General features: G+C 60.9%; 11 protein-coding genes. 8 read left to right on the top strand and 3 right to left on the bottom strand.

Annotated features, from left to right (window positions below; genetic code table 11):
- Nucleotides 1-100 precede the first annotated feature (100 nt).
- Both HWE17_RS18255 and HWE17_RS18250 read right to left on the bottom strand, forming a co-directional pair.
- Nucleotides 101-1336, bottom strand: a complete 1236-nt coding sequence (locus tag HWE17_RS18255) for a sorbosone dehydrogenase family protein (RefSeq protein ID WP_255206297.1) — start codon at nt 1334-1336, stop codon at nt 101-103.
- Between the two features lie 118 nt (nt 1337-1454).
- Nucleotides 1455-1721, bottom strand: coding sequence for a hypothetical protein (locus tag HWE17_RS18250; protein WP_035822593.1), 267 nt, complete (start codon nt 1719-1721; stop codon nt 1455-1457).
- Nucleotides 1722-1977: 256 nt separating this feature from the next.
- Between HWE17_RS18250 and HWE17_RS18245 the strand changes: the two genes are divergently transcribed.
- The 7 genes from HWE17_RS18245 to can all read left to right on the top strand — a co-directional run bounded on the left by HWE17_RS18245 (nt 1978) and on the right by can (nt 10944).
- Nucleotides 1978-2949 carry an NAD kinase gene (locus HWE17_RS18245; RefSeq protein ID WP_235211748.1) on the top strand — a complete coding sequence of 324 codons (972 nt, stop codon included), beginning with the start codon at nt 1978-1980 and terminating at the stop codon, nt 2947-2949.
- A gap of 48 nt (nt 2950-2997) precedes the next feature.
- Nucleotides 2998-4665 (top strand): DNA repair protein RecN, encoded by a 1668-nt coding sequence (gene recN, locus HWE17_RS18240; RefSeq protein ID WP_176389700.1) that lies wholly within the window; start codon nt 2998-3000, stop codon nt 4663-4665.
- Nucleotides 4666-4815: 150 nt separating this feature from the next.
- On the top strand, nt 4816-5925 hold the full coding sequence (hemH, locus tag HWE17_RS18235; RefSeq protein ID WP_176389699.1) for a ferrochelatase: 1110 nt from the start codon (nt 4816-4818) through the stop codon (nt 5923-5925).
- A gap of 343 nt (nt 5926-6268) precedes the next feature.
- Nucleotides 6269-6805, top strand: a complete 537-nt coding sequence (grpE, locus tag HWE17_RS18230; protein WP_034745977.1) for a nucleotide exchange factor GrpE — start codon at nt 6269-6271, stop codon at nt 6803-6805.
- A 91-nt stretch (nt 6806-6896) separates the two neighbouring features.
- Nucleotides 6897-8840 (top strand): molecular chaperone DnaK, encoded by a 1944-nt coding sequence (dnaK, locus tag HWE17_RS18225; RefSeq protein ID WP_176389698.1) that lies wholly within the window; start codon nt 6897-6899, stop codon nt 8838-8840.
- A 162-nt stretch (nt 8841-9002) separates the two neighbouring features.
- Nucleotides 9003-10136, top strand: coding sequence for a molecular chaperone DnaJ (gene dnaJ / locus HWE17_RS18220; protein ID WP_034745985.1), 1134 nt, complete (start codon nt 9003-9005; stop codon nt 10134-10136).
- A 136-nt stretch (nt 10137-10272) separates the two neighbouring features.
- Nucleotides 10273-10944, top strand: a complete 672-nt coding sequence (gene can / locus HWE17_RS18215; RefSeq protein WP_035822585.1) for a carbonate dehydratase — start codon at nt 10273-10275, stop codon at nt 10942-10944.
- Nucleotides 10945-10962: 18 nt separating this feature from the next.
- On the opposite strand, the gene HWE17_RS18210 is transcribed toward can, so the two are convergent.
- Nucleotides 10963-11448, bottom strand: coding sequence for a tetratricopeptide repeat protein (locus tag HWE17_RS18210; RefSeq protein ID WP_176389697.1), 486 nt, complete (start codon nt 11446-11448; stop codon nt 10963-10965).
- A gap of 215 nt (nt 11449-11663) precedes the next feature.
- Here HWE17_RS18210 and HWE17_RS18205 point away from each other — a divergent pair, with 215 nt between their 5' ends.
- A complete protein-coding gene (locus HWE17_RS18205; RefSeq protein WP_176389696.1) occupies nt 11664-12548 on the top strand; it encodes a TauD/TfdA family dioxygenase in 885 nt (294 codons plus the stop codon).
- Nucleotides 12549-12588 lie beyond the last annotated feature (40 nt).

The raw sequence follows: 12588 nt of genomic DNA, 5'->3' as shown, positions 1-12588 counted from the left end.
CGTGGTTCGAGCATCCATCATGCGCGAGCCTCCTTTGCCCTTCCGTTCGTTGCGCCACACAGGGGGCGCATGCAGGGGAGCACGTGCAGGGCTTAGTCACTCACGGCGCCGGCGTCACGCGCCAGATGACATTGCCCACGTCGTCCGCCACCAGCAGCGCGCCCGCCTTGTCGACGGCCACGCCGACGGGGCGGCCCTGCGCCTTGCCGTTCCCGTCCAGGAAGCCGCTGACGACGTCCTGTGGCGGCCCGCTGGGCAAGCCATTGGCGAAGGGAACATAAATGACTTTATAGCCGCTGAAGGGCTTGCGGTTCCATGAGCCGTGCTGGCCGACGAAGGCGCCGCCCCGGTAGCGTTCGGGCAACAAGACGCCGTCATAAAACGCCAGGCCCAGCGAGGCCGTGTGCGCACCGAGCGCGTAGTCCGGCGCGATGGCGGTGGCCACCAGTTCGGGGCGCGGCGGCTGGACCCGCGCATCGACGTGCTGGCCGAAATAACTGTAGGGCCAGCCATAGAAGGCGCCGTCCTTGACTGACGTCATGTAGTCGGGCACCAGGTCGTTGCCCAGCTCGTCGCGTTCATTGACGGCCGTCCAGAGGGCGCCCGTCTTGGGTTGCCAGGCCAGGCCGACAGGGTTGCGCAAACCCGTCGCATACACGCGTGCCTTGCCCGTCGCGCGCGTGACTTGCCAGATGGCGGCGCGGCCATCTTCGGCCGCCATGCCGTTCTCGCCCACATTGCTGTTCGAGCCGACGGAAACATATAAAAACTTGCCGTCGGCGCTCGCGACGACGTTCTTGGTCCAGTGGTGATTGATGGGGCCGCCCGGCAAATCGATCACCTTGACGCCAGGCGCCGTGATGGCCGTCTGGCCTTCCTTGTAGGGAAAGCGCAGCAGCGCATCGGCATTCGCGACGTACAGATCGTTACCCACCAGGGCCATGCCAAATGGCGAGTGCAAGCCTTGCAGGAACACGCTGCGCGTTTGCGCCATGCCCTTGCTATCGATGCCGCGCAGCAAAGTGATACGGTTGGCGCTGGGCGTGGCGGCGCCCGCCTTTTTCATTTGCATCTGCATGATGGCGCCCTTGATGCCCTTGTTATCGTCGGGCTTCGGCGGGGCATTCGTTTCCGCCACGAGCACGTCGCCATTCGGCAGCACGTACAGCCAGCGCGGATGGTCGAGGTCGCGCGCATACGCGTGGATGGCCAGGCCGGCGGCGACCACGGGACGTTGATCTGCCGACCAGCGCTGCACGGGTGCCACGTTGACGGTGGGAATGAATTGCTTGTCCGGTGCGGGCAGGGCGGGCTGCGGACCAAATCCCGCGGGCATGGCGGGTGGTGCCCGGGCGTGGGCGGTGGTGGCGCCGCAGGCAGCGGCCAGCAGGAATGAATAGACGTAACGGTGCATGGCGTACTCCGGAAAAAGTAGCGGTGTCTGACAGTTCGATTCAGCGCGCTTTCTTTGGTTCCAGCTGCGGATCGGGACGCGCTTGCTGCGGTGCAGCCGGTTTGACCTTTTCCACGCCGGGCTGGGCGCGCCGGTCCGTATCGACCAGGCCCTGTTCCAGGTCGCTGGCCGCCTGTTGCATGATCTTGCGCGGACGCACGTTTTGCGCATCGGGCGATTCATCTCGCTCATGCGGCAGACGATCGACGCCGTCATTCTTGACCTTTTCGTCGGTATTGATCTTGCGTTCGCTATGCTGGGTAACCATATGGCCTCCTGACAGAAAAGTAAAACCAGTGTCCCGCCGCCATGGGCCGCACGCAAGCGGTTTTGCTCATGCAGGGAGCGCTGGCGCACGCATGGACGATTCTTTTTCTGCGCTACACTGCGTGCAACACCAAGAACGCCCCTTGCGGGCACACGGCAGCCGCACTATACTGTGCATATATACAGTATCATGCGATGCCGGCGTGCGACGCGACAGCCTGGGGCGGTTTGCCACCGAATTCATTACCGAGACTCTTATGCCCGTCGATACACACGCCGAACAGCGCGCCGAACAGCCAGCAGCGACATTGCCAGCCCCGGGCGAGCGCTTCAACCTGGGCGCCAAGACCATCGCCCTGGTCGTGCGCCAGAATACGGATGGCATTGCCGAGCCCGTAAAAAGCATCGTCGATTTCCTGCAAGTGCTGGGCCACACGGTGGTCTTCGAGGCGGAGACGGCCGCGCACCTGAACCTGGCGTTTCCCGGCGTGCGCGCCATGTCGCCGGCCGAGATCGGCGCCGCCGCCGATTGCGCCATCGTCATGGGCGGCGACGGCACCATGCTGGGCATTGCGCGCCAGTTGGCGCCATTCGACGTCCCCTTGATCGGTATCAATCAAGGACGCCTGGGTTTCATGACGGATATTCCGCTCGAGCGCATGCTGCCCGTGCTGGCGCAAATTCTCGGCGGCCGCTTCAAGGCCGAACGCCGCACCTTGCTCGAAGGCAGCGTGCTGCGCGACGGTGTATCGATTCACGTGGGCATGGCCGTCAACGATGTCGTCGTCTCGCGCGGCGCTGGCGCCGGCATGGCCGAATTGCGCGTCGAGGTCGATGGCCACTTCATGTACAACCAGCGTTCCGATGGCTTGATCATTTCCACGCCGACGGGCTCGACCGCGTATTCGCTGTCGGCCGGCGGCCCGCTGCTGCACCCGACTCTGGGCGGCATCGTGCTCGTGCCGATCGCCCCGCACGCGCTGTCGAACCGCCCCATCGTCTTGCCAGATTCCAGCCAGATCGTCGTGGAAATCGTGCGCGGGCGCGATATCAGCGTCAATTTCGACATGCAGACCTTTGCCAGCCTGGTGCAGCAAGACCGCATCCTCATCCGCCGTTCGCCGCACACGATTACCTTCCTGCATCCGGAAGGGTGGAGTTACTACAACACCCTGCGTGAAAAGTTGCACTGGAATGAGTACCCGTCGGGCGAGGGCAAGCTCAGCTAACATTTTTCTCCACTTCAACCCGCGGTGCGCCGCCCAACCACTGAAGCCATGCTCCATACACTGTCCATTCGCGATTTTGTCATTGTCGATACCATTGAACTGGAATTTTCCGCCGGCTTCAGCGTGCTGACGGGCGAGACGGGCGCCGGCAAGTCCATCCTCATCGATGCGCTGACCCTGGCGCTGGGCGGGCGCGGCGACGCCAGCGTGGTGCGCGAAGGTGCGGCCAAGGCCGACATCACGGCCGATTTTTCCGTCAGTGACGTGGCGCAAGCGTGGCTGGTGGCCAACGAATTCGCCAACGACGAGGGCGGCGCCCTGCTGCGCCGCGTGATCGACAACGCGGGCCGCTCGAAGGCGTACATCAACGGCATTCCCGCCACGGCCGCGCAGCTGCGCGAACTCGGTGACATGCTGGTCGACATCCACGGCCAGCACGCGCACCAGTCCTTGCTGAAAAGCGAAGCGCAGCGCGCCTTGCTCGACGGCCAGGCGACGGCGCGCGAAGCGGGCGCGGAACAGGATGCGCGGCAAGTGGCGGCCCTGCACAAGCGCTGGCGCGCCCTCGTGCGCCAGAGAGAAGAATTCGAAACGAATGCCGCCAACGTGCTGTACGAGCGCGAACGCCTGGAATGGCAAGTGGGTGAACTGGAAAAACTGGCCGCCAAGCCCGGCGAGTGGACGGACATCACGAACGAGCACAGCCGCCTGTCGCACGCGGCCAGCCTGCTGGAAGGGGCGCAGGAAGCGCTGGCGATCATTTCCGAGCAGGAAGACCATCCGATCGTGTCGCAACTGTCGGCCCTGAACCAGAAGCTGGGCAAGCTGGTCTCCGTCGATGCGGAATTGCAACCGATCATCGACCTGATCGAATCGTCGCGCATTCAGCTGCAGGAATCCGTGTACGCGCTGAACAATTACCTGGACCGGGTGGAACTGGACCCGGAGCGCCTGCACCAGCTCGACGCACGCATGGAAGCCATGCACAGCACGGCCCGCAAATTCCGCGTCACGCCCGAAGAATTGCCGGAAGAACACGCCAAGCTGTCGGAAAAGCTGCAGCACCTGGCCGATGCTTCCGACATCGAAGGCTTGCTGCGCCAGGAAGCGAAGATCGAGGCCGAATACCGCGCCGTGGCCGAACGGTTATCAGACACGCGCCGCGCCGCCGCCCTGGAGCTGGGGCAAGCCGTCACACGCGCCATGCAGGAACTGAGCATGACGGGCGGCAGCTTTGAAATCGCCCTGCACCCGTGCGAACCGGCCGCCCACGGCCTGGAACAGGTGGAATTCCTCGTCGCCGGCCATGCGGGCACGGCGCCACGCTCCCTGGCGAAAGTGGCGTCCGGCGGTGAGCTGGCGCGCATCGCGCTGGCCATTTCCGTCATCACCTCGCACGCCACCACCACGCCGACCCTGATCTTCGACGAAGTCGACAGCGGCATCGGCGGCGCCGTCGCGGAAGTCGTGGGGCGCTTGCTGAAACGCCTGGGGCAGGGACGGCAAGTGCTGTGCGTGACCCACTTGCCGCAAGTGGCCAGCCAGGCCAATCAACATTTCCAAGTGGCAAAAAGTACCCTGGACAATGGCAAGACGGCCTCGCGCATCGACATGCTCGACGCCAAGGCCCGGGTGGAAGAAGTGGCGCGCATGCTGGGCGGCCTGGAAATCACGGCCACCACGCGCAAGCATGCACGTGAACTGCTGGCAATTTAGACGCAGGCTTAAATCCGGGGTCAGACCCCCGGATGCGTTAGCGCTGAGCTTGACGTTAGCGGCATTGAGGGTCTGACCCCAGCACTTCGCTATTAACTCAATGCAACTATAATAACTGGCTAATCCATCCAACGCCTTCGAAGAGCCTTCATGTCATTTCAAACAGAACCTCCGTACACGCATGGCAGTATCGACCGCAGCGCCGTGGTGCTGGTCAACCTGGGCACGCCCGATGCGCCGACGTCGTCGGCCGTGCGGCGTTACCTGAAGCAATTTTTGTCGGACCCGCGCGTAGTGGAAATTCCCCGCCTCGTCTGGTGGTTCATTTTGAACCTGATCATCTTGCCGTTCCGCTCCGGCCAGTCGGCCAAGAAATACGCGTCGATCTGGACGCGCGAAGGCTCGCCGCTGAAAGTGCATACGCAAAAGCAGGCCAAGCTGCTGGCCGGCGCGCTGGCCGAGCGTGGCCACGACGGCGTCACGGTGGCCATGGCCATGCGCTACGGTTCGCCTTCCTTGCCCGACGTGCTGGCCAAGCTGAAAAGCGAAGGCTGCGAGCGCATCGCCATCCTGCCTGCCTATCCGCAATATTCTGGCACGACGACCGGTTCCATCTACGACGCCGTGTTTGCCCATTACGCCACCGTGCGCAATGTGCCGGAATTGCGTTTTATTAAGCAATACCACGAGCACGACACGTATATCGACGCCTTGCGCGACTCGGTGCTGAACCATTGGGAAGCGCATGGCCGTCCGGAAAAACTGGTGATGAGCTTTCATGGCGTGCCCAAGCGGACCTTGCTGCTGGGTGACCCGTATCACTGCCAATGCCTGAAAACGGCGCGCCTGCTGGCGGAAAAGTTGAAATTAACTAAAGAGCAATATGTGGTGACCTTCCAGTCGCGCTTTGGCAAGGCCGAATGGCTGCAACCGTACACGGCGCCCACCCTGGTGGCGCTGGCGCAGCAGGGCGTCAAGCGCGTCGACCTGCTGTGTCCCGGCTTTACCAGCGATTGCCTGGAAACCCTGGAAGAGATCGCCATGGAAGCCAAGCATGATTTCGAGACGGCCGGCGGCCAGCAGTTTCACTACATCGCTTGTTTGAACGAAACGCCAGCGTGGATCGCGGGCCTGGCGGAAATTGCGGAACAGCACATGATTGGCTGGCCGACGATGAAGACGGCGGCGCAGCGCGAGGCGGACAAGAAAGCGGGCGAACAGGCGCGCGCGGCGGCCTTGGCCCTGGGCGCGACGAACTGACATCATTGAATTTTTGCCATCTTGAAGCCGCGCTTGCGCGGCTTTGTCATGTCTGGCGCGGCCAAGGGGTTTTCCAAATAGCAACACCGCCAGTGGCGATGGTCGTGGCGGGGCTGGTAGAATGCCCGCTTTGCCGTGGGAAGCCAGGAAAATCAAGGGATGCGCGCACGGATCGCTGGCCAAAATGGATAGCGTTTGTAATACGCTGTAACATGGATCGATGTAATTCTGGTTTTGCCATGCATACCCCTTGAAACAATAGGATATAGCCCCATCTGCCCGTTAGTGTTGTAAAGATAGTTAGACTAACTCATTTAAGTCATTGATTGTAGGAGCTTTTCAGATGCAAGATCAGGAAAACCAAGCTGTACCTAATCCGCAAGCGGACGCCGCGGCGACTGCCCCATCGACTCCCGCAGAGCCTACTTTGGAAGAGCAGCTGGCGAGTACCGAAGCGCGTCTTGCAGAGATGCACGATGCCTTCATGCGCGCCAAGGCTGATGGCGAAAATATCCGCCGCCGCGCGCAGGAAGATGTTGCTAAAGCGCACAAATTCGCAGTCGAGAGCTTTGCCGAAGCCATGGTGCCCGTCAAAGACAGCCTGGAAACGGCGCTGACGGTGGAAGCACCGACCATCGAATCGCTGAAAGAAGGCGTCGAGATGACCTTGAAGCAACTGAACGCCGCGTTCGAGCGCAACCGCCTGGTGGAAGTATTGCCAGTGCAGGGTGAGAAGCTCGATCCGATGAAACACCAGGCCGTTGCCGTGGTGCCGGCGGACCAGGAAGCCAATACCATCGTGTCAGTCCTGCAAAAGGGCTATATGATTGCGGACCGCCTGCTGCGTCCAGCCATTGTAACGACCGCGCAAGCAAAATAATCAGAGTGCGGCATCAAGCAAGCCTTGAAACCATGCCGCTTTGCCACATATAAGAACCATCTGAAATCTAGCAAATAAAAGGAAATAAATCATGGGTAGAATTATCGGTATCGATCTGGGAACCACGAATTCCTGCGTTTCCATCATGGAAAACGGTCAACCAAAGGTAATCGAAAACGCTGAAGGCGCACGCACGACGCCGTCGATTATTGCTTATCAAGAAGATGGCGAAATTCTCGTCGGCGCGCCAGCGAAACGCCAGGCCGTGACCAATCCGAAAAACACGCTGTACGCAGTCAAGCGTCTGATCGGTCGCAAGTTCGACGAAAAAGAAGTCCAAAAAGACATCGCTCTGATGCCGTACCAGATCATGAAAGCCGACAACGGCGATGCATGGATCGGTGTACGCGATAAAAAACTGGCGCCGCCGCAAATTTCGGCCGAAGTCCTGCGCAAGATGAAGAAAACGGCAGAAGACTACCTCGGTGAAGAAGTCACCGAAGCCGTCATCACCGTGCCTGCGTACTTCAACGACTCGCAGCGTCAAGCCACCAAGGATGCCGGCCGTATCGCTGGCCTGGACGTCAAGCGCATCATCAACGAGCCAACCGCGGCAGCGCTGGCGTTCGGCCTGGACAAGACCGAAAAAGGCGACCGTAAAATCGCCGTGTATGACTTGGGTGGCGGTACGTTCGACGTGTCGATCATCGAAATCGCGGATGTTGATGGCGAGAAACAATTTGAAGTGCTGTCGACCAACGGCGACACCTTCCTGGGCGGCGAAGACTTCGACCAGCGCGTGATCGATTACATCATCGACGAGTTCAAGAAGATCAACGGCATCGACCTGAAAAAAGATCCGATCGCCCTGCAGCGCATCAAGGCTTCGGCCGAGCGCGCGAAGATCGAATTGTCGTCGTCGCAGCAAACCGAGATCAACGAGCCGTACATCGCCATGGCGAACGGCGCACCGGTCCACTTGAACCTGAAGATGACCCGCGCCAAGCTGGAGTCGCTGGTGGAAGAGCTGATCACGGCCACGATGGAACCATGCCGCACCGCTATCAAAGATGCTGGCGTGAAAGTGTCGGACATCGATGACATCATCCTGGTCGGCGGTATGACGCGTATGCCGAAGGTGCAGGAAAAAGTGAAGGAATTCTTCGGCAAGGATCCACGCAAGGACGTGAACCCGGACGAAGCCGTCGCCGTGGGCGCAGCGATTCAAGGTTCGGTCCTGTCGGGCGAACGCAAGGACTTGCTGTTGCTGGACGTCACCCCTCTGTCCCTGGGTATCGAAACCCTGGGCGGCGTGATGACCAAGATGATCCACAAAAACACGACGATTCCGACCAAGTTCAGCCAAGTGTTCTCGACGGCCGACGACAACCAGCCTGCGGTGACCATCAAGGTCTTCCAGGGTGAGCGCGAAATCGCCGCCGGCAACAAGGGCCTGGGCGAATTCAATCTGGAAGGCATCCCGCCAGCATCGCGCGGCACGCCACAGATCGAAGTGACCTTCGACATCGACGCCAACGGCATCTTGCATGTCGGCGCGAAAGACAAGGCCACCGGCAAGGAAAACAAGATCACGATCAAGGCCAATTCCGGCTTGACCGAGGCTGAAATCCAGAAGATGGTCAAGGATGCCGAGCTGAACGCGGAAGAAGACAAGAAGGTCAAAGAATTGGCCGAGTCGCGCAACCAGGCCGATGCTCTGGTACACTCGACCCGGAAATCCTTGACCGAATACGGCGACAAGCTGGATACGGGCGAGAAAGAGAAGATCGAAGCGGCAATCACCGACCTGGAAGCAAGCATCAAGGCGGGCGACAAGGCTGAGATCGACGCCAAGGTGGAAGCACTGTCGAGCGCATCGCAGAAACTGGGCGAAAAAATGTATGCCGACATGCAAGCGCAGCAAGCTGCCGGCGGCGCGGAAGGTGCACAGCAAGCTGCTGGCGCATCGGACGCAGGCGCCAAGCAAGACGACGTTGTTGACGCTGACTTCAAAGAAGTCAAAGACAGCAAGTAATGTCTTGCGCTCCCATGAACTGGGGGCAGCCGGGCTGAACGCTACATCGCGGGATTAGCCGCGAAGACCGGCCGAGCCGAGTCGCTGCGCCTAGCGCAGCACTCGACTCGGCTTTTTCGTGTAATTTTTACATCAGTAGATAGACTGCAAGGTGCCGACAACATGGCAAAGCGTGATTTTTACGAGACACTCGGTGTCGCAAAAAATGCTTCGGAAGAAGAGATCAAAAAGTCTTACCGTAAACTGGCGATGAAATACCATCCGGACCGCAATCCGGATAGCAAAGAATCGGAAGAAAAGTTTAAGGAAGTCAAAGAAGCCTACGAGATGCTGACCAATCCGGAAAAGCGCGACGCGTATGACCGTTATGGTCACGCTGGCGTGGATCCGAACATGGGCGGCGGTGGCGGCTTCGGCGGCGGTGCTGGCGGCTTTGCCGACAGCTTCGGCGATATCTTCGGCGACATCTTTGGCGGTGGCGGTGGACGCAGCCGCAATGCGGGGCCACAGGTGTACCGTGGCGCCGACTTGCGCTACAACCTGGAAATTACACTGGAGCAAGCTGCGCACGGCTTCGACACGACCATCCGCGTGCCGAGCTGGGACAAGTGCGACACGTGCCACGGCAGCGGCGCCAAGCCGGGCACGTCGCCCACCACCTGCGGTACCTGCGGTGGCCACGGCCAGGTGCGCATGCAGCAAGGTTTCTTCAGCATCCAGCAAACCTGCCCGAAATGCCATGGCAGCGGCAAGGTCATCACCGACCCGTGCACGCCATGCGGCGGCGCCGGTCGCATCAAGCGCAACAAGACCCTGGAAGTGAAAATTCCAGTCGGTATCGACAACGGCATGCGTATCCGTTCGTCCGGCAACGGCGAACCGGGCACGAATGGCGGTCCGTCGGGCGACCTGTATGTGGAAATCCACATCAAGCCGCATGCCGTATTCCAGCGCGAAGGCGACGACCTGCATTGCGAAATGCCGATCTCGTTCACCAAGGCGGCTTTGGGCGGCGAAATCGAAGTGCCTACCCTGAACGGCAAAGTGTCGTTCACGATCCCGGAAGGCACCCAGTCGGGTAAAACCTTCCGCCTGAAAGGCAAGGGCATCAAGGGTGTGCGCTCCGGTTACGCGGGCGACCTGTTCTGCCACGTGGCTATCGAAACGCCCGTGAAACTGACGGAAAAACAGAAAGACCTGCTGCGCGACTTTGAAAAGTCGACCACCGAGGGCGGTGCCAAGCACAGTCCGCAAAGCAAGACCTGGAAAGACAAGGTCAAGGATTTTTTTGAATAAGCACACGTAATACCATGCGCCGGGATGCTTCAACATCCCGGCGTTTTTTTCATCACGACTGAGCAATGTGCGCGCATCGCCGGCCTATGGGCGCGATCTGCCGCCAATGCAGTCGTACGTACACAATGGGAGCGATATGACCGAACAGAAAAATGGCCCGGCCCTGGCGGAACTGCTGCAGCGTAACCGCCGCTGGGCCGACTCGATGGTGGCGAAAGACCCGAACTTCTTCAAGAACCTGGAAGCGCAAACGTCGCCCGAATACCTGTGGATCGGCTGCTCCGACAGCCGCGTGCCAGCGAATGAATTGCTGGGCATGGCGCCTGGCGACGTGTTTGTGCACCGAAATATTGCCAATGTGGTCGTGCATTCCGACCTCAATTGCCTGTCCGTCCTGCAATTTGCCGTGGACGTGCTGAAAGTCAAACACGTCATCATCGTCGGCCATTACGGCTGCAAGGGCGTGCATGCGGCCATGACGGGCACGCGCATCGGCCTGGTCGACAACTGGCTGCGCCACGTGCAGGACGTGGGCCAGAAGCACGAACGCTACCTGGGCGACGTGCTGACCAGCCGCCAGCGCGGCGACCGCTTGTGCGAACTGAACGTCGTGGAACAAGTCTTGAACGTGTGTCAGACCACGGTCGTGCAAGATGCGTGGGAACGGGGCCAGGAACTCAGCGTTCACGGCTGGGTCTATGGTTTGAAGGATGGCTTGCTGAATGACCTGGAAGTGACCGTCACGGCCGGCCACGAGCTGGCGCCGCGCATGGCGACGCGCCTGGCCCGCTACGAAGCAATCGCTTAGTCGATGCTGGCGCCGTGCCTACGGCGCCGCATTGTCCAGGCGGTCCAGGTAATCGGCCGCCTCCCGCACGCCCTCCTGCGCCGCCTGGCGCAGCCAGGTTCTGGCCTGGGGAATGTCTTGCGGCGTGCCCCGGCCTTCGGCCAGCGCCACGCCATAGTGGTAGCGCGCCAGCCGCGCATAGGCCGCGTCATCATTCGTATGCGCGCCGCGCCGCATCAGCGCCGTCGCCTGTTGCAAGTCCTTAGTCACGCCGATGCCCGTTTCGTACAGCTGGGCCAGCCAAATCATCGAATACACATCGTTCCAGCGCCGGATGCAATCTTCAAAGATGGCGACGGCGGACGCATGGTCGCCCGTCTTGTCGGCCGCATAGCCGTACAAACACTTGATGCGCTTGTCGCTGTGCACATAGGCTTTGTAGCTGAGATCACTTTCGCCCTCGCTATCCTGGGCGTGGACGAAAGCAGGGAACAGCAAGGCGAGCAGCAGGGCGTAGGTGGGCATGGCTTTCCTGATCAACGATTGAAGCTGGTAGATAAGCTAAGCAAGTTGCGTGCTAGCCCCATTCCCCGGCAAAGCCGGCGCAGCTGCGCCATTGCGTGACAGTGCCTGTTGCAGCGTGGCACAACGCGCCGCGCATATCCATATCAGAAATGCTTCGTTTGCAGGATGGGCGAGCAGGCATACAGTGGACTTCCCCAGACTCTAGGCGAGTTCCCATGTCGGCCGTCCTGAAACCCAAGTACTCCACCAGCCACTTCCGTATCGAGACGTTCGATGCGCCGCTCGGCGCGCAAGTGCTGGGGCTGGACCTGGCGCAGCCGCTGTCGCTGGACGACTTCCAGCGCCTGCACCACGCCCACCTCGACCATCACGTGCTGGTGTTCCGCGACCAGCGCATCACGCCGCAGCAGCAGGTCGATTTCAGCCGCCGCTTCGGTCCGCTGCAAATCCACGTGCTGCGCCAGTTCCAGCTGCCAACGCAGCCGGAAGTACTGATCATCTCGAACATCGTTGAAAACGGCCAGCCCATCGGCCTCGGCGACGCGGGCCATTTCTGGCATTCGGATTTGTCGTACAAGGAAGTGCCCAGCCTCGGTTCCATGCTGCATGCGCAAGAGTTGCCGCAGGACGGCGGCGATACCGTGTTTGCGAATATGCACCTGGCGTGGGACAGCTTGCCGGCCGCGCTGCGCCATGCCGTACGTGGCGCCCGTGCCGAGCACAGCTACCTGAGCCAGTATGAGGAATTGCGTCGCCGTAACCCGTGGCGGCCCGCCCTGACGCAGGCGCAGATCGATGAAGTCCAACCCGTCACCCATCCCGTCGTGCGCGTGCATCCGGAAACGGGACGCCGCGCCCTGTTCGTCAGCGAACATTTCACGACGCGCATCGTCGGCTTGCCCGACGATGAAAGCCGCGCCCTGCTCGACGAACTGTTTGCCCACAGCGTGCGCCCGGAGCACCTGTATGTGCACCGCTGGCAGCCGCATGACCTGGTGTTCTGGGACAACCGTTCCCTGATGCATTTGGCGACGGGTTGCCCGCCCGAGCAGCGCCGCAAGCTGTATCGCACCACGATTGAAGGCGATGCGCCGTACTGATTTTTTTGAACGTAGTTGACCCAAGGAGTGTCCATGTTGC

It is taken from the genome of Janthinobacterium sp. BJB401, assembly GCF_013372745.1.
GTDB classification, from domain to species: Bacteria; Pseudomonadota; Gammaproteobacteria; order Burkholderiales; family Burkholderiaceae_D; genus Janthinobacterium; species Janthinobacterium rivuli.
This window is presented reverse-complemented; position numbering and strand designations above follow the sequence as displayed.